Origin of the sequence: Bordetella ansorpii, from assembly GCF_900078315.1 — a bacterium.
GTDB lineage: Bacteria > Pseudomonadota > Gammaproteobacteria > Burkholderiales > Burkholderiaceae_B > Bordetella > Bordetella ansorpii.
Genome location: NZ_FKBS01000007.1, coordinates 356,650 through 376,461, shown reverse-complemented (window position 1 = coordinate 376,461; position 19,812 = coordinate 356,650). Strand labels below are relative to the sequence as shown.

16 protein-coding genes and 1 pseudogene are annotated in these 19,812 nt (G+C 68.4%); 6 read left to right on the top strand and 11 right to left on the bottom strand.

Annotated elements, in window-relative coordinates; genetic code table 11:
* Window positions 1-433: 433 nt before the first annotated feature.
* Window positions 434-1,333, bottom strand: a complete 900-nt coding sequence (locus A7W11_RS04075) for a hypothetical protein (RefSeq protein WP_066408521.1) — start codon at window positions 1,331-1,333, stop codon at window positions 434-436.
* Window positions 1,334-1,366: 33 nt separating this feature from the next.
* Here A7W11_RS04075 and A7W11_RS04070 point away from each other — a divergent pair, with 33 nt between their 5' ends.
* The gene (locus A7W11_RS04070) at window positions 1,367-2,521 is read left to right on the top strand and encodes a pyridoxal phosphate-dependent aminotransferase (RefSeq protein WP_066408519.1); all 1,155 of its coding nucleotides are present in this window, start codon (window positions 1,367-1,369) and stop codon (window positions 2,519-2,521) included.
* Between the two features lie 53 nt (window positions 2,522-2,574).
* Here A7W11_RS04070 and A7W11_RS04065 read toward each other — a convergent pair whose 3' ends face one another.
* Window positions 2,575-3,426 carry a lytic transglycosylase domain-containing protein gene (locus A7W11_RS04065; protein ID WP_066408515.1) on the bottom strand — a complete coding sequence of 284 codons (852 nt, stop codon included), beginning with the start codon at window positions 3,424-3,426 and terminating at the stop codon, window positions 2,575-2,577.
* An 87-nt stretch (window positions 3,427-3,513) separates the two neighbouring features.
* On the opposite strand from A7W11_RS04065, the gene ubiD reads away from it, so the two are divergent.
* On the top strand, window positions 3,514-5,058 hold the full coding sequence (gene ubiD, locus A7W11_RS04060) for a 4-hydroxy-3-polyprenylbenzoate decarboxylase (RefSeq protein WP_066408510.1): 1,545 nt from the start codon (window positions 3,514-3,516) through the stop codon (window positions 5,056-5,058).
* Between the two features lie 96 nt (window positions 5,059-5,154).
* Here the strand turns inward: ubiD and A7W11_RS04055 are convergent, their stop codons facing one another.
* The 4 genes from A7W11_RS04055 to A7W11_RS04040 all read right to left on the bottom strand — a co-directional run bounded on the left by A7W11_RS04055 (window position 5,155) and on the right by A7W11_RS04040 (window position 7,200).
* Window positions 5,155-5,574 (bottom strand): hypothetical protein, encoded by a 420-nt coding sequence (locus tag A7W11_RS04055; RefSeq protein ID WP_066408507.1) that lies wholly within the window; start codon window positions 5,572-5,574, stop codon window positions 5,155-5,157.
* Between the two features lie 3 nt (window positions 5,575-5,577).
* Window positions 5,578-5,997, bottom strand: coding sequence for a phage holin family protein (locus A7W11_RS04050; RefSeq protein WP_066408503.1), 420 nt, complete (start codon window positions 5,995-5,997; stop codon window positions 5,578-5,580).
* 57 nt (window positions 5,998-6,054) lie between these two features.
* A complete protein-coding gene (locus A7W11_RS04045) occupies window positions 6,055-6,378 on the bottom strand; it encodes an ElaB/YgaM/YqjD family protein (protein ID WP_066408500.1) in 324 nt (107 codons plus the stop codon).
* Window positions 6,379-6,468: 90 nt separating this feature from the next.
* Window positions 6,469-7,200: a hypothetical protein gene (locus A7W11_RS04040; protein WP_066408492.1), complete on the bottom strand. Its 732-nt coding sequence runs from the start codon at window positions 7,198-7,200 to the stop codon at window positions 6,469-6,471.
* Between the two features lie 268 nt (window positions 7,201-7,468).
* On the opposite strand from A7W11_RS04040, the gene A7W11_RS04035 reads away from it, so the two are divergent.
* The 3 genes from A7W11_RS04035 to A7W11_RS04025 all read left to right on the top strand — a co-directional run bounded on the left by A7W11_RS04035 (window position 7,469) and on the right by A7W11_RS04025 (window position 10,952).
* On the top strand, window positions 7,469-8,563 hold the full coding sequence (locus A7W11_RS04035; protein ID WP_066408490.1) for a TRAP transporter substrate-binding protein: 1,095 nt from the start codon (window positions 7,469-7,471) through the stop codon (window positions 8,561-8,563).
* Window positions 8,564-8,652: 89 nt separating this feature from the next.
* The gene (locus A7W11_RS04030) at window positions 8,653-9,282 is read left to right on the top strand and encodes a TRAP transporter small permease subunit (protein ID WP_066408487.1); all 630 of its coding nucleotides are present in this window, start codon (window positions 8,653-8,655) and stop codon (window positions 9,280-9,282) included.
* A 2-nt stretch (window positions 9,283-9,284) separates the two neighbouring features.
* Window positions 9,285-10,952 (top strand): TRAP transporter large permease, encoded by a 1,668-nt coding sequence (locus A7W11_RS04025; RefSeq protein ID WP_066408485.1) that lies wholly within the window; start codon window positions 9,285-9,287, stop codon window positions 10,950-10,952.
* Here the strand turns inward: A7W11_RS04025 and A7W11_RS04020 are convergent.
* The 5 genes and pseudogenes from A7W11_RS04020 to A7W11_RS04000 all read right to left on the bottom strand — a co-directional run bounded on the left by A7W11_RS04020 (window position 10,945) and on the right by A7W11_RS04000 (window position 17,895).
* Complete coding sequence (locus tag A7W11_RS04020) at window positions 10,945-13,680, bottom strand: nitrate reductase (RefSeq protein ID WP_066408480.1); 2,736 nt, start codon at window positions 13,678-13,680, stop codon at window positions 10,945-10,947. The genes A7W11_RS04025 and A7W11_RS04020 overlap by 8 nt on opposite strands.
* 26 nt (window positions 13,681-13,706) lie before the next feature.
* Window positions 13,707-14,903, bottom strand: a pseudogene (locus A7W11_RS04015) (NAD(P)/FAD-dependent oxidoreductase); the annotation flags it as partial.
* 23 nt (window positions 14,904-14,926) lie between these two features.
* Complete coding sequence (locus A7W11_RS04010) at window positions 14,927-15,721, bottom strand: ABC transporter ATP-binding protein (RefSeq protein WP_066408473.1); 795 nt, start codon at window positions 15,719-15,721, stop codon at window positions 14,927-14,929.
* Window positions 15,722-15,725: 4 nt separating this feature from the next.
* Window positions 15,726-16,592, bottom strand: coding sequence for a nitrate ABC transporter permease (gene ntrB / locus A7W11_RS04005; RefSeq protein WP_235816794.1), 867 nt, complete (start codon window positions 16,590-16,592; stop codon window positions 15,726-15,728).
* A gap of 1 nt (window position 16,593) precedes the next feature.
* Window positions 16,594-17,895, bottom strand: a complete 1,302-nt coding sequence (locus tag A7W11_RS04000; RefSeq protein ID WP_066408470.1) for a CmpA/NrtA family ABC transporter substrate-binding protein — start codon at window positions 17,893-17,895, stop codon at window positions 16,594-16,596.
* A gap of 452 nt (window positions 17,896-18,347) precedes the next feature.
* Between A7W11_RS04000 and cysG the strand changes: the two genes are divergently transcribed.
* The gene (gene cysG, locus A7W11_RS03995; RefSeq protein ID WP_066408467.1) at window positions 18,348-19,751 is read left to right on the top strand and encodes a siroheme synthase CysG; all 1,404 of its coding nucleotides are present in this window, start codon (window positions 18,348-18,350) and stop codon (window positions 19,749-19,751) included.
* Window positions 19,752-19,812: the final 61 nt, after the last annotated feature.

Genomic DNA, 19,812 nt, shown 5'->3' with positions numbered 1-19,812 from the left:
ACGATTTCCTCACAGGCCGCGGCCACGCCGGGCGAGTAGGCCAGCGCCAGGTCGCGCTGGTTGGAGAGTTGCTTGGTGGGCGTGACCGAGATCTTTCCCGGGCGGCCGTGCTCGTGGTATTCGAGAGCGGCCTTGCGAAAGTTGGCATCCATGTGGGGCTGGCGATGTCCGACAAGGTTGAAGGGAGGAATGCGGTGACTCTGGCCTCGTGTCCGCGTGCGGCGATGGGCTGCAGCCGCGGGGTCCGCAATGCCGGCGCCAGGATCCGCCAGGCCGGCACGGAAAGAGGAGCGCCTTGGGTGGGCGCGGGAATCTCGCGCTATCTTACTCTCGCCTTTCACGATACTTGCGATGTTGCAATGCACCGCGGCGCAAACGGCCTGCGGCTCACCGGGCGCGTCTCGCGATGAGCGCGCCGCGCAGGCCGCGTGGATCAAGACGCGCCGTACAGGCCCGCCGGATCGAAGCATTCCGCGATGCGCAGATCGAGCCGCCGGGCGGCCGATGCGGGGAGGACGGACGCGTCGCCAGCCATTGCCGAATCCGGCGCCGATGCGGCAACCGTGGCCGATGCCCTCGGCGTCTCGGGCGCGGGAACCAGCGTAGCCCCCTCGACCCAGCCCAGCGTCCCTTCATGCCCCAGCAGCAGATGCGCCAGATTGACGCCATGCGGGGCGACGGGCCGCAAGGCATCCAGCCGATATCGGCCAGGCCATTGCCGCGCCGCCAGGCAGCTTGCCGCATCGGCGCCGCCCCCCAGTTGGAACAACGCCGGAATCAGCCGTTGCACCGTGGCCGTGCGCAGCGGCCGCAGGTCGTCCTGGCCGAACGGCCCCAGGGTCTCGGCGCTGCCATCGGCCAGCAGCACGTCCAGTTCGCGCACGCCGCTGGCGGCGGTCTGGCCGGTGGGCCAGGCGCCCGACCGCGCCAGCCACAGCGCCAGGGTCTGGTCCCGCGGTGCGTCGGCGAATTGGCGCAGGCCCACGTTGGCCAGATCGCCCGCCAGGCAGCCGGGGCCGGCACGCCAGGCCTGCCCGGCGCGCGCCAGGGTATTCAGGGCGGAAGGATCCACCACCAGCATGGGCGGTTCGGCATCGTGGGCGGACCGCAGGGCCGGTGGCGTGCCCGCCAGCGCCAGCACCGCGCCGTACTCGGCGCACAGCGCGCGGGCCTGGCGCACGTCGGCCGCATCGCTCGCCGCCAGATGCGCCCGGCGCGGGCCGGCGTCGCGCAGCGCGCCCTGCGCGACGCGCGCCAGCCGCGCGCGCAGTTCGTCCCAGGCCGTGCGGGCCGGCCGTCGTCCAAGCAGGAAAGCGCGCCGCGATGACTGCATGACTACAATCCTTTTTTCGCCGAGAACCATTCCATGCCACGCCTCGCCTCACGCACCGAAGACTTCCTGACATTCCACGTCGTCGAGCTGTTCAAAGAAGCCCAGGCCCTGACGGCCGCCGGACGCGACATCGTCAGCCTGGGCATCGGCGAGCCGGATTTCACTGCCCCGCCCCAGGTCGTGGAAGCCCTGCAGCGCGCCGCCGCGTCGGGCCACAGCGGCTACACCGCCCCGGCCGGATTGATGGCGCTGCGCGAGGCCATCGCCGCATTCTACGCAAGCGAGTTCGGCGCGGCGGTACACCCTTCGCGCGTCATCGTCACCGCGGGCGCCTCGGGCGCGCTGGCCCTGGCCTGCGCCGCGCTGGTCAATCCGGGCGCCGAAGTGCTGATGCCCGATCCCTCGTATCCCGCCAACAGCAATTTCGTGCTGTCGGCGGGCGGCCGCCCGCGGCTGATTCCCAGCAGCGCGGCCAAGCGCTTCCAGCTGTCGGCCGCGGACGTGCGCGGGCATTGGGGCGAGGCCACCCAGGGCGTGCTGGTGGCCTCGCCCAGCAACCCCACCGGCACCTCCATCGCGCCGGCGGAACTGGCCGAACTGCTGGCCGCGGTGCGCGAACGCAACGGCTACGCCATCGTCGATGAAATCTACCTGGGCCTGTCCTACGAAGGCCAGCCGCGCTCGGCGCTGACCCTCGACGACGACGTCATCGTCATCAACAGCTTCTCGAAGTATTTCCACATGACGGGCTGGCGCCTGGGCTGGATGATCGTGCCGCAAGCCATTGCCGGCACCGTCGAGAAAATGGCGGCCAGCCTGGCGATCTGCGCGCCCACGCTGGCGCAGCATGCGGCCCTGGCCTGCTTCGCCCCGGCCACGCTGAAGATCTACGAACAGCGCCGCGAGGCCTTCCGCCAGCGGCGCGACTACCTGCTGCCCGAATTCGAGCGGATGGGCCTGCCGGTGCCGGTGCGCCCGGACGGCGCGTTCTACATCTACGCGGACCTGACGACGCTGGGCGTGGACAGCACGGCGTTCTCGAAACGCCTGCTGCACGAAGCCGGCGTCGCTGCGGTGCCCGGGGTCGACTTCGGCCCGGCGCACGGCGCGCACACGATGCGATTCTCGTACGCCACCGGACTGGACCGCCTGCAGGAGGCGGTCGCGCGCATCGGGCGCGTGCTGTAGGGCACACGCCCGATGGGCAACGATTCAGGCGAAGGGTGGCAGCCAGCCGAGGGTCAATCGCGCGCCAGCGCGATGCCCGAGGCCAGCGCCAGGCGGCGGCGCTCGGCCTGCACCTTGGCGCCGTAGCCGTTGTCGTCCAGGCCGGACGCGCCGACATAGCACGCCAGGCCGGCGGACACGGAGCCGCGGCGGTCGATACAGTCGCGCAGGATCGTGGTGCCGACATGAATGTTGGCCACCGGATCCAGCGCGGTGCTCTTGCGGCCGGAATCGGCCAGGGCATCGAACTTGTCCTGGTGCACGCGCGTCATGACCTGCATCAGGCCTTGCGCCCCCACCGAGCTTTCGGCGAAGGGGTTGTAGCGCGACTCGATGGCGATCACGGCCAGCAGCAGCAGCGGATCGATGCGCTGCTCGCGGCCGACGCGATACGCCGTATTCACCAGCACACCGGTCGCGTCATACGCCACCTTGTACTTGCGCGAGATATAGTTGCGCAGCGCTTCCACCTGGGCGCCGGACGTGCCGGCCGGGGTGTTGCGCTTGGCTGCCGCGGCTTTGGCGGCGGCCGGTTTGTCGCTACCCAGCGGGCCCAGCAGGCCGGTGGCATTGCTGGCGGGCGCGGCGGGTACCGCCATGGCGACGGCGGTTGCGGCTTCGAGCCCCGTTTCGGGGTTCAGGTCAGACTCCAGAGCGTTCAGCGCGGATGTAGGAGCCAGGGCGGTCAGCAAGGCTTTGTGCACCTGCAATGCCTGGTCTCGCAGACCGGGCAACGCGAATCCCATGCTGACCGTGACAATGACTGCGATGCCCAGGTATACAGAGCAGATGCGCAGCCATTCGGCCATTTGGCGGTGCACTCCTTGGGCCAGCCGGCGGACGGCGGCCACTGACGCATCGGGCATGACGACCTCCTGCGTAAAGAAGTGAAGGGGTGGATGTTAACCTCTCATCACAGACACATATGTAACCAAATTCCCGGGACCCCCGCAGTGAAGTACCGAGACCTCCGAGATTTCATCGACCAGCTCGAACGCCGTGGCGAGCTCAAGCGCATCGCCACGCCCGTTTCCACGAAGCTGGAAATGACCGAGATCGCCGACCGCGTGCTGCGCGCCGGCGGCCCCGCGCTGCTGTTCGAGAATGCACGGCACGACGATGCGCCGGCCGGCATGCCGGTGCTGGCCAACCTGTTCGGCACGCCGCGCCGCGTGGCCTGGGGCATGGGCGCCGAGGACGTCGGGGCGCTGCGCGAAACCGGCGAACTGCTGGCCTCGCTGCGCGAGCCCGAACCGCCGCGCGGCCTGCGCGACGCCTTCGCCAAGGTGTCCATGCTGAAGGCCGCGCTGTGGGACATGGCGCCCAAGCGCGTACGCAGCCCGGCCTCGCAGGAAATCGTCTGGGAAGGCAACGACGTCGACCTGTCGCGCCTGCCCATCCAGACCTGCTGGCCCGGCGACGTGGCCCCGCTGCTGGCCTGGGGCCTGGTGATCACGCGCGGCCCCAATGCGCGCCGCCAGAACCTGGGCATCTATCGCCAGCAACCCATCGCGCGCAACAAGCTGATCATGCGCTGGCTGTCGCATCGCGGCGGCGCGCTCGATTTCCGCGACCATGCGCAGGCGCATCCCGGCACGCCCTTTCCCGTGGCGGTAGCGCTGGGCGCCGATCCGGCCACCATCCTGGGCGCTGTCACGCCGGTGCCCGACACGCTGTCGGAGTACCAGTTCGCCGGCCTGCTGCGCGGTTCGCGCACCGAGGTGGCTCAGGCGCTGGGCAGCGAACTGTCCGTGCCGGCCTGGGCCGAGATCGTGCTGGAAGGCCATCTGCTGCCCGCCAGCGATCCGCGCGCCGTGGCGCCCACCGTACCCGACGGCGTGAATCCGCCGCCCGACACCGGCTACGAGATGGCGCTGGAAGGCCCCTATGGCGACCACACCGGCTACTACAACGAGCAGGACTGGTTCCCGGTGTTCACCGTGGACCGCATCACCATGCGGCGCAACCCCATCTACCACTCCACCTACACGGGCAAGCCGCCGGACGAACCCGCCGTGCTGGGCGTGGCGTTGAACGAAGTGTTCGTGCCGCTGCTGCGCCGCCAGTTGCCCGAGATCGTCGACTTCTACCTGCCGCCCGAGGGCTGCAGCTACCGCCTGGCGGTGGTGTCCATCCGCAAGCAGTACGCCGGCCACGCCAAGCGTGTGATGTTCGGGCTGTGGAGCATCCTGCGCCAGTTCATGTACACCAAGTTCATCGTGGTGGTGGACGAGGACATCGATCCGCGCGACTGGAAGGAAGTGGTCTGGGCCATGACGACCCGCATGGATCCGGTGCGCGACACGGTGCTGGTCGACCGCACGCCCATCGACTACCTCGACTTCGCCTCGCCGGTGTCCGGGCTGGGCGGCAAGATGGGGCTGGACGCCACCAACAAGTGGCCCGGCGAGACCGACCGCGAATGGGGCACGCCGATCCGCATGGACGACGACGTGAAGCAACGCGTCGATGCGATGTGGGGCGACCTGGGGCTGTAGGGCCTGTTGACGCCAAAAGGAGCCCGGGGCACACAGGCGGGGAATCGGGCCACAACGAAGAAGCCCCCTTTCGGGGGCTGCTTTGCTTGCCGCGCCTTATTTGCCGTGCCGTGCGGGCGGCGCGGCGGCGGGGTCGCGGGCGGCCTCGTCGTCTTTCTTCGACGCGCGCCAAGCTTTGAACAGTTGCCAGCCGGCCAGGCCGGCGCCGGCCACCTTCAGCAGGCCACGGCGCTTGCCGCCCCCCAGCAGGACCGACGACACCGTGGAACTGACGATGGGATAACGCCGGGCCAGCGACACCGCCTGCCAGAGCAGGGACGCGCCGGTCTTGGCGCCGCCGCCGCTCACCAGACCGGCCACGCTGGAAGGCAGCAGGCTGCGGATGAGATTGGACGGCGCCAGGTCATGGCCGGTTTCGATAAGGCGCTGGGCCAGGGTTTCTCGTTCGAGGGCCGCACGGGCGCGCAGCATTTCGATGCGCACCTGGCGTTCGACGGCGGGAGTGATGCGGGCCATGGCTCAGCGCTCCTGCGCGCGGTCGTGGCCGGGCGCGTCGTAATCATCGTCGTCGACCCGCACGCGCTCGAGCATGGCCACGTCCTGCTGCAACGCATCGAGGGTGGCCGCGAACGGCGACGGGTCATGCACCAGCAGGCGGCGCACGGTCATCAGCAGCCCCACGCCGATCAGGGCATAGACGCCGGCCAGGCAACCCAGCGCCATGTACCGCTGCTCGGTGGGCCACACGGCCACGGCGATCGCGATGGTGACCACCAGCACCGCCAGCGTCAGGAACAGCAGGGCGCCGAAGGCCATGGCCAGAAGCTTGACCAGGCGCGACTTTTCCTCGGCCGCTTCGAGGCCGAACAATTCGAGGCGCGTACGCAGCAGTCCGACCAGACTGGACGCCACACCGATGACGGATCTACGCAAACTCATGTAGGAGCCAGGGGCGGACACGCGGCCAGCTTGCGCCGGCCGTGCGTCCAGGCCGGCTTAGCGGCGGCTGATCAGCAAGCCGACCAGCAGGCCGGTCACGCCCGCGATCGAGATGGCTTGCCAGGGATTGTCGTGCACGTAGTCGTCGGTGGCGCGTGCCGCGCGGCGGCCACGCTCCAGTACGGCGTCTTGCGCGTCGTGCAGCGCCTCACGGGTGCGCTTGAGCGAGACCATGGCGCGATCGCGCAGTTCGGCGGCCTTGTCGCCGGTGGTGCCGGCGGCTTCGCGCAGCAGATTCTCGGCGTCGTTCAGGCTGGTCTTCACACTGTCGATCAGCTTTTCTTTCTCTTTCGCGACTTCGTCGGATCTTCTCGAATTCATGCTGGGCTCCTCGGTAAGAGTCAAAGGGCAGGTCGATGATACCAGCGACCCGCGCAAAAGCAGGGACAGTCTTGCTACGGCATGCAACCGCTACTTCATTTGCGTGATCTCGACCACGGATTTCACGTTGCCCGGCTGCTCGATATCCTGGCGCATCACCATGTCGACCTTCGGGCAGAACCAGTCAGTGACGGTGGTGTTCAAGCCCGGAATCGGCAGGGTCAGCCCCTTGAAGGTGGCCATGGTCGGATCGGTATCGCGCGTGTAGGTGATGGGCCAGCACGAATAGCTGCCCACCGGCGTATCCAGGTTCTGGCGCTTGCCCACGCGCTTCTCGCCGATGCGCACGGTGGTGCTGGGGCGGCCGCCCACCGGGGCGTCGCGGCCGATGTTCAGCCGGTAATTGGCGCCTGGCAGGCGCTGGCCCTCGCCCGTGACGCCGCCGTAGGCGAACAGGCCAAGCATGCGCAGATCGAACTGGCCCGCTTCCTGCGGCTGTTCGCCGGCCTTGTCGTAGCGCACGAACGTGGCCTGGCCGTTCTTGACCGTCATCAGGTAATCCAGCCTGGATTTGCCCGGCGGCAGGCCCGCATAGCCGAACGAGGCCGTGCCCGTGATGCGCGCGCGGCACTGGCTGCCGCTTTGCTTGGCGACCTCTGCAAAGGCCAGGTCGGCGCCCAGCGCGATGTTGCCCTTGCCGGTCAGTTGCACCTGCCCGCCGTCGTGCATGAAAGGCGCATCGCACACGCCAGCCTGTGCGGCGCCGCAGACGGCGGCCAGCGCGGCGGCCACCGGCAGGAAAGCATGCAAAACCTTTTTCATCGCCACAAAACCGCTCCCGCAATATATATATAGACGCGCCCACGTGGTGGACGGCTGTTCCGATACTACACCGCAAGAATCGTGCGGGACATTTCAGTATTGACCGGAAACAAGGGTATTTACTTAGTTCGCTGCGAGAGCGTTTCTCTATATATTCCAGGCCACAACAAAATAGCCGTCTTTCGCCACCCTGAACGCCGGCGCAGTGTCCACCAAACACGTCGATACTCAAACGGGCTTACCCGAGCCAACCAGGAGACTTGCCATCATGCAGCGCCGTTCGTTCCTCAAAAAAGCCACCCTCGGAGCCGCAGCCGGCGGCGCCACGCTCGCCGCGCCGGCCATCGCCCAGGATACGCCTGCCATCGCGTGGCGGCTGGCGTCCAGCTTCCCGCGCAGCGCCGATGCCATCTACTCGGGCGGCGAAAGCGTGGGCAAGTACGTCTCCGAGGCCACCAACGGCAAGTTCACCATCCGCACCTTTCCCGCCGGTGAGATCGTCCCGGCGCTGCAGGTCCTCGATGGCGTGCAGAACGGCACCGTCGAGGCCGGCCACAGCGCGTCCTACTATTACTACGGCAAGGACCCCGTCCTGAGCTTCGACGCCGCGGTGCCCTTCGGCCTGAACACGCGCCAGATGAACGCCTGGATGCGGCACGGCGACGGACTGTCGCTGATGCGCGAGGTGTTCAAGAGCTACAACATCGTCAACTTCCCCTGCGGCTACTCCGGTACCCAGATGGGCGGCTGGTTCCGCAAGGAGATCAAGTCGGTCGACGACCTCAAGGGGCTGAAGTTCCGCGTCAGCGCCTTCGCCGGCGCCGTCCTGTCGCGCCTGGGCGTGGTGCCGCAACAGATTGCCGGCGGCGACATCTACCCTGCCCTGGAAAAGGGCACGATCGATGCGGCCGAATGGATCGGCCCGTACGACGACGAGAAGCTGGGCTTCAACAAAGTGGCGCCCCACTACTACTTCCCCGGCTGGTGGGAAGGCACGCTCCAGGTGTCGCTCTACGTCAACCAGGAAGCCTACAACAAGCTTCCCAAGCACTACCAGGCCGTGCTGGCGCAGGCCTGCGCCGCCGCCACCAACGACATGATCGCCAAGTACGACGCCGAAAACCCCGCGGCGCTGCGCCGGCTGATCGCGGGCGGCGCCCAGCTCAAGCCCTTCCCCAAGTCGGTGCTGGACGCCTGCTACGCCGAGTCGGTCAAGCTCTATGACGAACTGAGCGGCAAGAGCCCGATGTTCAAGAAGGTCTACGAAAGCATGCGCGACTTCCGCGACAACGAACTGCCGTGGTTCCGTGTCGCCGAAGGCAGCTACGACAGCTACATGGGCACCATCAAGCGCGGCAAGTAAGCCTTGCCACGGCGCGCCGCCGTGCGGGGGCGCGCCGACCTTTGCCCCTCCCTCCTCTCGAACGTCCGCTACGCGGACTGGATTGCATCATGAATGCCCTGCTCGCTCTCTCCCGTTTGATCGACGCGATCAACACGGTGGTGGGCCGCGCGGTGACGTGGCTGACCTTGATCGTCGTGCTCGTCAGCGCCGGCAATGCCGTCGTCAGAAAGCTCTTCAACACCAGCTCCAACGCCTGGCTGGAACTGCAGTGGTACCTGTTCGGTGCCCTGTTCCTGCTGGCGGCCGGCTATACGCTGCTGCGCAACGAGCACGTGCGCGTGGATGTGCTGGCCTCGCGCCTGCCGCGCCGCACCCAGATCTATATCGAAGTCTTCGGCGTCATCTTCTTCCTGATGCCGGCCTGCCTGCTGATCCTCTGGCTATCGTGGCCGATGTTCATGGATTCGTATCTCACCAACGAGCAGTCCTCCAATCCCGGCGGGCTGGTGCGCTGGCCCGTCAAGCTGATGATCCCCGTGGGCTTCGCCCTGCTGGTGCTTGCCGGCCTGTCGCACCTGATCAAGTGCGTGGGCTTCCTGATGGGACGCTGCGCCGATCCGGGCGCACGCGACGAAGGCGTCTCCGCCGAAGAGGCGCTGGCACAGGAGATCGCCGAGGAGGCCCGCATGCGCGAAGCCCAGGCCGCCACCGCAGAAAGCGCAGGGAAAGGACGCTGATCATGGAATTCTTCATCGCAAACATGGCGCCCATCATGTTCGCCACCCTGGTGGTGTTCCTGCTGCTGGGCTTCCCGGTCGCATTCGCGCTGGCCGCCAACGGCATCCTGTTCGGCCTGATCGGCATGGAACTCGGGCTGCTGAACGCCGCACTGTTCCAGGCGCTGCCGCAACGGGTCTTCGGGATCATATCCAACGACACCCTGCTGGCCATCCCGTTCTTCACCTTCATGGGGCTGATCCTCGAACGCTCCGGCATGGCCGAAGACCTGCTGGAGACGATCGGCCAGCTCTTCGGCACCGTCCGCGGCGGGCTGGCCATCGCGGTCGTGTTCGTGGGCGCGATGCTCGCGGCCACCACGGGCGTGGTCTCGGCCTCGGTCATCTCCATGGGATTGATCTCGCTGCCGATCATGCTGCGCTATGGCTACGACAGGCGCCTGGCCACGGGCATCATCGCGGCCTCGGGCACGCTGTCGCAGATCATCCCGCCCTCGCTGGTGCTGATCATCCTGGCCGACCAGCTGGGCCGCTCCATCGGCGACATGTACCGCGGCGCCATCCTGCCCGGCTTCCTGCTGGCAGGCACCTATGTGGCGTACGTCGTGCTGATGTCCTACCTGAAGCCGAGTTCGGCCCCGGCGCTGCCCGAGTCGGCGCGCGCCTTCAAAGAGCCGAACGGCCGCCGCGGCGACCGCTCGCTGGGCGTGCTGATGGGAATCTCCGCGCTGTCGGCCTACCTGCTCACCGAATTCATCGAGTCGGAGGCCGCCCCCGTTGACGAGAAGATCGTCCTGTCCCTGCTGATCTGGGGCCTGACTGCGTTCATCATCGCCGGCTCGAATCGCCTGCTGAAGCTGGGGCTGCTTTCGAAGTTGGCCGAGCGCGTCACCTTCGTGATGATTCCCCCGCTGTTCCTGATCTTTCTGGTGCTGGGCACGATCTTCATCGGCGTGGCCACCCCGACGGAAGGCGGCGCCATGGGCGCGGTGGGTGCGATCATCATGGCGCTGATACGCGGCCGCCTGAGCCTGTCCCTGCTGAAGCAGGCCATGGACACCACGACCAAGCTGTCCACCTTCGTGGTGTTCATCCTGGTCGGCTCCACGGTGTTCGGCCTGACCTTCCGCGGCGTGAACGGCGACCTGTGGGTGGAGCACCTGCTGGTGGGCCTGCCGGGCGGCGAGATGGGTTTCCTGATCGCCGTCAGCATACTCACCTTCGTCCTCGCCTTCTTCCTGGATTTCTTCGAACTGGCCTTCATCATCGTCCCGCTGCTGGGGCCGGTGGCGGACAAGCTGGGCATCGACCTGATCTGGTTCGGCGTGCTGCTGGCCGTCAACATGCAGACGTCATTCATGCATCCGCCGTTCGGCTTCGCGCTGTTCTACCTGCGCTCGGTCGCCCCCAAGAGCCGCTACCGCGACCGGGTCACGGGCCAGACCATCGAGCCCGTGACCACCGGCCAGATCTATTGGGGTTCGGTGCCGTTCATCGTCATCCAGTTGGCCATGGTGGCCGCGGTCATGGCCTTCCCCGGCCTCGTGATGCACTACAAGGGCGATGCGCCGGAAGTCGACGCCACCAAGATCAAGATCGAAGTGCCCACCAGCGACTACGGAAGCGGCGGCATCTACGGCGGAGACAACCCGGCCGCGGACTTCAAATAGCGCGGCCTGGCGGCTGAACGAGTACCGGGGGGCGGCGCTGCAGCATGCCCCGGATCTCGGGCACGCAGGAGCCGCAACCCGTGCCGCAACCCAGTTGCGTCTTCAACCCGGCCAGGTCGAGTCCGGCAGCGATGCCGGACTCGATGGCGGCATCGGTCACGCCCATGCAGGCACAGACCGTGCGCGCCCGCTTCGCCGCGCCGCCGCGGCCCATCAGCAGGCGCGCCAGGCCGGCGGGCGCCTCGCCGCTGTCGGCCCAGGCCAGCATGCCCGGCTGGGCGCGCGCATCGCCCGCCAGCAGGAATGCATCGGGCCGGCGCGCCTCGTCCAGGCCGGCGCGGCGCAGCACGCCACGCGCGGGATCGTCGAAAGCCGCCGTGGGCCGGGCCAGGCGCAGCGCCCGCGCCAGTTCCTCCAGCACGTCGGCGGCAGGCGCCGCCTCGGCGGCCATGCGCAGCCTCAGGCCGCCTCCGCCCAGCGCGGACGGCAACAATACCGCGTAGGGAAAGCGCGCAAGCCAGGGCATGAACGCCTGCCGCAGCATGGCCGCGTCGCCTCGAACCCAGGCCATCGCCTGCCAGGGCAACGGCGCCCCCGCCACATCCACCGCGCTATGCTTCAACTCGGGCTGGTGCGACACGGGATCGCGCGCGGGATGGGTCAAGGCGTTGACGCCATCGCCGGCCATGAAGCCGCTGCCCCAATGCATGGGCAGGAATGCGTGGCCGGGCGCGAGCCCCTCGTCCGCGCGGGCCGGCAGCACCACGGCGCCCCGCCGCGAACGCACGCGCACCAGCGCGTCCTCGGCCAGATCCAGGCTCGCCATATCCTGGGGATGCAGCGAAATCCAGGGCTCCTCGACGTGCTGCACCAGTGTGGCGGACAGGCCGGTGCGGGCCATGGTGTGCCAGTGGTCGCGCAGGCGGCCCGTGGTCAGGCGCAGGGGAAATTCGTCGCTGACGGGGTCGGCCACGGGCACATGGTCCACGTCGATGAAGCGCGCGCGTCCGTCCGGCGTCGGGAAGCGGCCATCGGCATACAGGCGCGCCGTGTCGTGGCCGCCGCGCACCGGCCATTGGCGCGGCCCCTGCTCCAGCGCCGCATAATCCACCGCGCTGTAGTCCAGGTCGCGGCCCTCGGTCAGGGCCGCATGCTCGGCGAACACGGCGGCTTCGTCCGCATAATCGAACAGCGCCGCCTTGTGCGGGGCGATCCGTGCGGCCAGGCGGCGCGCCACGCCGCACGCCAGCCTCCAGTCGGCCTGCGCGCTGCCCGGCGGCGCGATGGCCGCGCGCACGCGGCTGATGCGGCGCTCGGAATTCGTCACAGTGCCGTTCTTCTCCGGCCAGGTGGCCGCGGGCAGCACCAGGTCGGCATAGGCCAGCGTCTCGGTGTTGGCGAAGGCCTCCTGCACGATGACGAACTCGGCCGCCTGCAGGGCCTGCCGCACGCGCGCCTGGTCGGGCAGCGACTGCGCCGGGTTGGTGGCCGCGATCCACAGCACCTTCACACGCCCTTCCCGCACGGCGTCGAACATCTGCACGGCCGGCAGGCCCGGCGTATCCGGCAAGGCCTCCACGCCCCAGGCAGCGGCCACTTCCGCGCGGTGCGCCGCATCGGACGGATCGCGGTGGCCCGGCAGGAGGGTCGCCATGCCGCCCGCCTCGCGGCCGCCCATGGCATTGGGCTGGCCGGTCAGCGAAAACGGCCCGGCGCCCGGCCGGCCGATCTGGCCCGTGGCCAGGTGCAGATGGATCAGCGCCGCGTTCTTGGCCGTGCCGTTCGCGGATTGATTCAGTCCCATGGTGTACAGCGACAGCGCGGCGCCAGCCCGGCCGAACCAGCGGGCGGCCTGCGCGATGTCCGCGGCCGGCACGCCGCACAGCGCCTGCGCCACCTGCGGGGCATAGGCGTCGATGCGCGCCCGCAGCGCATCGAAACCCGCCGTGTGGCGCGCGATGTAGTCCCGATCGATCAGGTCCTCGCGCTCCATCACATTCATCATGGCGAGGAACAGGGCCACGTCGCTGCCCGGCGCGATGGCCAGGTGCAGATCGGCGATGCCGGCGGTATCGGTGCGGCGCGGATCGACCACCACGATCTTCATGTCCGGCCGTGCGGCCTTTGCGGCCTCCAGCCGGCGGAACAGCACCGGGTGCGCGTACGCCATGTTCGAGCCCGCGATCAGCACCATGTCGGCGCGGTCCAGATCGTCGTAACAGGCCGGCGGCGCATCGGCGCCCAGCGTCTTCTTGTAGCCCGACACCGCGCTGGACATGCACAGCCGCGAGTTCGTGTCGATGTTGTTGGTGCCGACCAGCGCGCGCGCCAGCTTGTTGAAGACGGCGTAGTCCTCGGTCAGCAACTGGCCGGACAGGTAGAAGCCCACCGCGTCCGGCCCGTGCCGGCGGATGGTCTCGGCCAGGCGCCCGGCGGCCAGGTCCAGTGCATCGTCCAACGCCAGGGGCGCGCGCGCCGCGTCGCGCCTGGGCCGCCATTCGGCCTCGCGCACCCGGGCGGCATCGCGCCGCACGGTGTCGGCCAGCGTGCGGCCCTTGCTGCACAGCCTGCCCTGGCTCGATGGATGATCCGCGTCGCCGGTGACGGACAGGACCTGGTCGCCGCTTGCCTGCACGCGCACGCCGCAGCCGGTGCCGCAATAACAGCAGACGGACGAGACCGTATGCGCCTGGACATCGGCACGCGTGATGGAAATCCCTGCACTCATGCCGCGCTGGCCTCCCTGGCCTCGTCCTCGCCGAACATCAACGCATCACGCAAGCCCCCGATGGGCAGGCCCTCTCGGATCAGCCGGAAGTACCACGCGCCGTCCGCGGTATCGCCATACAGGCAGGCGCCCACCAGTTTGTCGTCCTTCACCACCAGTTTCTTGTAGACGCCCGTGGTGGTGTCGGACAGGGTGATCAGTTCCGCACCGGCCTGGCCCGAGAAATCCCCTGCAGAGAACAGATCGATGCCCGTGACCTTGAGCTTGGTCGACGTCACGCTGCCCGCATAACGGCCGATGCCGTGCAGCGCCAGATGATTGGCGGCCACGCGCGCCTGCTCGAACAGCGGCGCGACCAGGCCATAACAGGCGCCGCGATGGCTGGCGCATTCGCCCACGGCGTAGATGCGCGGATCGTAGGTCTGCAGGGTGTCGCTGACGACCACGCCCCGATGAACCTGCAGGCCGCATTGCTCGGCAAGCTCGGTATTGGGACGCACCCCCGCCGCCATCACGACCAGATCCGCGGGAATTTCCTGTCCATCGGCGAAACGCACGCCGCGGACATGGCCGCGGCCATCGTCCAGCAAGGCTTCGGTCTGTTTCGCCAGCAGGAACGCCAGGCCGCGAGCGTGCAGGCTCTGCTGCAGCAACGCGGCCGCATGGCCATCCAGCTGGCGGTCCAGCAATGCGTGGCCCAGGTGCACCACCGAGACCCGCATGCCGCGCATCGCCAGGCCGTTGGCGGCCTCCAGGCCCAGCAGGCCGCCACCGATCACCACGGCATCGCCCCCCCGCGCCGCGGCCGCGATCATGCACTGCACATCGCCGATGTCGCGAAAGCCGACCACGCCGTGCAGGTCGCGGCCGGGCACGGGCAGCACGAACGGATGCGAGCCCGTGGCCAGCAGCAGCTTGTCGTACGGCGACTGCGAGCCATCGGCGCCATGCACTACGCGGCGCGCGCGGTCGATCCGCACCGCGGGACAATCCAGTTTCAGGTCGATGCCATGCTGGCGGTACCAGTCCAGGTCGTTCAGCACGATGTCCTGGAAGGCCTGCTCGCCGGCCAGCACCGGCGACAGCAGGATGCGGTTGTAGTTGGGATGCGGCTCGGCGCCGAACACCGTGATGTCGTACAGATCGGGCGCCTGCTTCAGCAGTTCTTCCAGCGTGCGTACGCCGGCCATGCCGTTGCCGATCACCACCAGACGTTGCTTCATCGCATCCTCTCCTGGCGCTGCGTTCAGGCGTGCGCGGGATGCGCGTAACGCCGGTACAGAAAGTCCACCACGCCCGCGCGGCACGCCTGGTAGGCCGGATCGCCCGCCAGCGCCACGCGGTCGCGCGGACGCGGCAGGTCCACCGGCAGGATCTCGCCGATGGTGGCCGCGGGCCCGTTGGTCAGCATGACGATGCGGTCGGACAACAGCACGGCCTCGTCCACGTCGTGCGTCACCATGACGACCGTGCTGCGCGTCTTGGCCACGATGCGCAGCAATTCGTCCTGCAGGTGGGCGCGCGTCAGCGCATCCAGGGCGCCGAACGGTTCGTCCATCAGCAGCACACGCGGCTCGATGGCCAACGCGCGCGCAATGCCCACGCGCTGCTTCATGCCGCCGGAGATCTCGCGCGGCAGCTTGTCGCGCGCCGCCGTCAGTCCCACCAGATCCAGCGCGGCCTGCGCGCGCTCGTCCTGCTGCGCCCGGCTTTCGCGGCCGCCGAACACGCTTTCCACGGCCAGGTGGATGTTCTGGAAGCAGGTCAGCCACGGCAGCAGCGAATGGTTCTGGAACACCATCGCGCGGTCCGGTCCGGGTCCGGTGATCTCGCGCTCGGCGCACAGCAGCACGCCCGAGGTGGGCCGCGCCAGGCCGGCGATCAGGTTCAGCAGCGTCGATTTGCCGCAGCCGGAATGGCCGATCAGCGTGACGAACTCGCCGGTGTCGACGGTCAGGTCGATGTCGCGCAACGCCACGAAGGGCTTGCCGCGCGTGCTGAAGACCTGGCCGACGTTCTCGATACGCAGGGATTTCTGCATGGTGTCACTCCTCGTAGGCGAACCGGCGTGCGATCCGCAGCAGCGCGAGCTCCAGCAGCAGCCCGACGATGCCGATCACGAAGATGGCGACCACGATGTGCTCCACCTTCAGGTTGTTCCATTCGTCCCACAGCCAGAAGCCGATGCCCGTGCCGCCCGTCAGCATCTCGGCGGCCACGATCACCAGCCAGGCCGTGCCGATGGACAAGCGCACGCCGGTCAGGATGTAGGGCAGCACCGCGGGCAGCAGCACGCGCGTCACCACCTTCCATTCGGACAGGTTCAGCACCCGCGCCACGTTCAGGTAGTCCTGCGGCACGCGCGCCACGCCGGCCGCGGTATTGATCACCATGGGCCAGATCGAACAGATGAAGATGGCCCAGATCGCCGCGGGATCGGCCGCCTTGAACAGCAGCAGCCCCAGCGGCAGCCAGGCCAGCGGCGAGACCGGGCGCAGCAGGCTGACGATGGGCGAGGCCATGGCGCCGGCCATCGCATAGCGGCCCATGATGAAGCCCGCGGGAATGCCTACCAGCGCGGCCAGGCCGAAACCCAGGCCCACACGCCGCAGCGACGCCAGCACGTTCCAGCCCACGCCCTTGTCGTTGGGGCCGTTGTCATAGAAGGGATCGGCGAACAGCTGCACCGCCGCGTGCCACGTCTTGCCCGGAGTGGGAATCTCGGGCACCAGCAGCGAGATGCATTGCCACATCAGCACGAACACCGCGAATCCGGCCACGGCGCCGATCGCGCGGCGGGCGGCGGGTTCGTAGGCCTCGCGCAGGAACGGGGTGCGCGCGGCGGCCGCGGCCGATGGCGCCGCCGTGGGCAGGGACTGGGAGGGGGAGGACGTCATGACGGAAGTGGACATGTCAGGCTGCCTTGATCTTGAAACCGTCGGCGTAGGCGGCGGGGTTGCTGCCGTCCCAGACCACGCCGTCGATCAGGGTGGATTTGCGCGTCTCGGACGCGGGCAGCGCCGCGCCCGCCGCCGTGGCGGCCTGCTTGTAGATGTCGATGCGGTTCACCTGGCGCGCCACGGCCTGGTAGTCGGGGTGCTCTTTCAGCAGGCCCCAGCGCTTGTGCTGCGTCAGGAACCACATGCCATCGCTGAGGTACGGGAAATTGGCCTCGCCGTTGCCGTAGAAGCGCATGGCGTGCGCGTCGTCCCACTTCTTGCCCAGGCCGTCCTCGTAGCGGCCCAGCATGCGGTCGACGATGCCCTCCGCCTCGGTGTTCACGTAGGCGCGCGCGGCGATGGTCTCGGCCGTCTTGCGGCGGTTCTCGGGCGAGGCGTCGATCCATTTTCCCGCCTCGAGGATGGCCGCCGTGACGGCACGCGCGGTGTTGGGATTGCGCTGCACGAAATCGGACGTGGTGCCCAGCACCTTCTCGGGGTGGTCTGTCCAGATCTGCTGCGTGGTGCAGGCGGTGAAGCCGATCTTGTCCATGATGGCCCGCGCGCCCCAGGGTTCGCCCACGCAGAAGCCGTCCATGTTGCCCACGCGCATGTTGGCCACCATCTGCGGCGGCGGCACGGTGATGGCGCGCGCGTCGCGGAACGGATCGATGCCGTACGCGGCCAGCCAGTAGTACAGCCACATCGCGTGCGTGCCGGTGGGAAAGGTCTGCGCGAAGGTGTAGTCGCGCTTGTCGCCGGCCATGACCTTGGCCAGCGACTCGCCGTCGCGCGCGCCGGCCGCAAGCAACTTGCTGGACAGCGTGATGCCCTGGCCGTTCTGGTTCAGGCTCATCAGCACGGCCATGTCCTTCTTGGGACCGCCCACGCCCAGGTGCAGCCCGTAGAGCAGGCCGTACAGGACATGCGCCATGTCCAGCTCGCCGTTGGCCAGCTTGTCGCGTACGGAGGCCCAAGACGCCTCCTTGCTCGGCACGATCTTCACGCCGTGCTTCTTGTCGAAGCCCATCACCGAGGCCATCACCACCGAGGCGCAATCGGTCAGCGGGATGAAGCCGATGCGCACCTCGGGCTTCTCGGGCGCGTCGCTACCCGCGGCCCAGGCGCCGGCGCGCACCAGCGGATCGACCAGGGTCAGCACACTTGCGCCCGCGGCGCCGGCCAGCCACCGGCGGCGTTGCGGGTTGGCGGCCGACGAGTCGGCGGCCGGCGTACCAGGGAAAGGCGGCTTGGCGGTAAGGCGAGAAACAGACATCGTCGAGGCTCCGGAAATAACGCCGTGGCAAAAAAAAACGCTCCGCACGTACCGGAGCCTGTTGACCGGGACGTTGCGGAACGCCGTTGTTCCTGACTGCAATGCTGAGGCGGAGGGCTTTCTTGGCCGTCCAACCTTCCTTAAGCAATCGCTGTGCCAGTTTTTATTTTCTTGTTTTTTCCTTTTTTGTTCATAGACTTACCAGAAAACCCCACCTCCCCACTGCTGCCGGGCTCGGACTCGACGCACAGAAGCGGTGCGCGGTCCGGTGCCACCGCACTGTTTCCGTGCCGCAGCGCAACAATGCCGGCGTCAGCGAATGACGCGGCCATACCAACAAATAACCTGCGGAAATATCAATCCAATAAATCAGACGTTGTAGGGATGTAGCCGAGCTTCCTATGATCCCGGGTATCCTGCGGATCGTTGTGGTCCGCGCCTGGTTATTCCCGATGAAGCTCTTTCCGATATTTGCCGACTTGAAAGGCCGGCGTGTGCTGGTGGTAGGCGGTGGCAGCGTGGCGGCCCGCAAGGTGATGGCGCTGCAAGAGGCCGGCGCGGCCGTGCGCGTGGGCGCGCCCGAGCTCGAAGCGGCGCTGGCGCAGCAGGCTGCCGACGGCGGCATCGATCACGTGGCCGGTCATTTCGAACCTTCCTGGCTGGACGACGCCTGGCTGGTGGTGGCCGCCACCGATGATCGCGAGGTCAACGCCGCGGTCGAGGCCGCCGCCAATGCACGCCGCATCTTCTGTAATGTCGTCGACGTGGCCGAACTGTCATCGTTCCAGGTTCCCGCCATCGTCGACCGCTCGCCGCTGGTGCTGGCCATCTCGTCTTCCGGCGTGGCGCCCGTACTGGCGCGCCGCCTGCGCGAGCGCCTGGAATCGCTGCTGGACCACACCCTGGGCCCGCTGGCCGAACTGGCCGCGCGCCATCGTCCGCGCATCCGCGAGGCCCTGCCCGACCTGGGCCGGCGCCGCCGCTTCTACGACTGGCTGTTGGATGGCCCGGTCGCCGGCTGGCTGCGCCAGCAGCAGCCCGCGCAGGCCGAGGCGGAACTCGTCCAGATGCTGAACCGCGGCTGGCCGCAGGAGGCTGGCAGCGTGGTGCTGGTGGGCGCCGGTCCCGGCGATCCGGGCCTGCTGACGCTGAAGGCGCTGCGCGCCCTGAACGAAGCCGACGTCATCCTGTACGACCGTCTGGCCAGCCCCGACGTGCTGGCGCTGGCGCGGCGCGATGCCGACCGTGTGTCCGTGGGCAAGCTGCCCGGCGAAAACCATGATGCCACGCAGGCCCGCATCCACGCGCTGATGGTGGAACATGCGCGGGCCGGCCGCCGCGTGGTGCGCCTGAAGGGCGGCGACGCCTTCATCTTCGGCCGCGGCGGCGAGGAACTCGAATATCTGCGCGAACACGGCGTGCGCTATGAAGTAGTGCCCGGCATCACCGCCGCGCTGGCCTGTGCGGCCTATGCGGGCGTCCCGCTGACGCACCGCGATCACGCGCAGTCGGTACGCTTCGTCACGGCGCACTGCCGCCAGGACGAAGACACGCTGGACTGGGACGGCCTGGCGCGCGGCAGCCAGACGCTGGCGTTCTACATGGGCGTGGGCCAGCTGGAATACCTGTCCGAGCGCCTGATCACGCACGGGCGCGCGGCCAACACGCCCTTCGCACTGGTCGAGAACGGCAGCCGGCCCGAGCAGCGGGTGGTGACGGGCACGCTGGCCGATCTGGCCGAGCGCGCGCGCGCGCACGGCATCCACGCCCCCGCGCTGTTGATCGTGGGCGAGGTGGCCGCGCTGGCACCGAAGCTGCACTGGTTCGGCCAGTCGCTGGAAGCGCACGGCGAATGAAACGTTGATCGCGGCAGGGTCCCGCTCGGGCCTGCCGCCTGGAATCCTTATTGAAGACTGG

What these genes read in the sequence shown, in the direction of transcription:
- A7W11_RS04065 (WP_066408515.1), bottom strand. Translation starts at nt 3,426, where the DNA reads ATGCCCGATGCGTCAGTGGCCGCCGTCCGCCGGCTGGCCCAAGGAGTG.
- A7W11_RS04010 (WP_066408473.1), bottom strand. Translation starts at nt 15,721, where the DNA reads ATGCAGAAATCCCTGCGTATCGAGAACGTCGGCCAGGTCTTCAGCACG.
- A7W11_RS04055 (WP_066408507.1), bottom strand. Translation starts at nt 5,574, where the DNA reads ATGGCCCGCATCACTCCCGCCGTCGAACGCCAGGTGCGCATCGAAATG.
- A7W11_RS04025 (WP_066408485.1), top strand. Translation starts at nt 9,285, where the DNA reads ATGGAATTCTTCATCGCAAACATGGCGCCCATCATGTTCGCCACCCTG.
- A7W11_RS04070 (WP_066408519.1), top strand. Translation starts at nt 1,367, where the DNA reads ATGCCACGCCTCGCCTCACGCACCGAAGACTTCCTGACATTCCACGTC.
- ntrB (WP_235816794.1), bottom strand. Translation starts at nt 16,592, where the DNA reads ATGTCCACTTCCGTCATGACGTCCTCCCCCTCCCAGTCCCTGCCCACG.
- cysG (WP_066408467.1), top strand. Translation starts at nt 18,348, where the DNA reads ATGAAGCTCTTTCCGATATTTGCCGACTTGAAAGGCCGGCGTGTGCTG.
- A7W11_RS04045 (WP_066408500.1), bottom strand. Translation starts at nt 6,378, where the DNA reads ATGAATTCGAGAAGATCCGACGAAGTCGCGAAAGAGAAAGAAAAGCTG.
- A7W11_RS04075 (WP_066408521.1), bottom strand. Translation starts at nt 1,333, where the DNA reads ATGCAGTCATCGCGGCGCGCTTTCCTGCTTGGACGACGGCCGGCCCGC.
- A7W11_RS04040 (WP_066408492.1), bottom strand. Translation starts at nt 7,200, where the DNA reads ATGAAAAAGGTTTTGCATGCTTTCCTGCCGGTGGCCGCCGCGCTGGCC.
- A7W11_RS04020 (WP_066408480.1), bottom strand. Translation starts at nt 13,680, where the DNA reads ATGAGTGCAGGGATTTCCATCACGCGTGCCGATGTCCAGGCGCATACG.
- A7W11_RS04030 (WP_066408487.1), top strand. Translation starts at nt 8,653, where the DNA reads ATGAATGCCCTGCTCGCTCTCTCCCGTTTGATCGACGCGATCAACACG.
- A7W11_RS04000 (WP_066408470.1), bottom strand. Translation starts at nt 17,895, where the DNA reads ATGTCTGTTTCTCGCCTTACCGCCAAGCCGCCTTTCCCTGGTACGCCG.
- A7W11_RS04035 (WP_066408490.1), top strand. Translation starts at nt 7,469, where the DNA reads ATGCAGCGCCGTTCGTTCCTCAAAAAAGCCACCCTCGGAGCCGCAGCC.
- A7W11_RS04050 (WP_066408503.1), bottom strand. Translation starts at nt 5,997, where the DNA reads ATGAGTTTGCGTAGATCCGTCATCGGTGTGGCGTCCAGTCTGGTCGGA.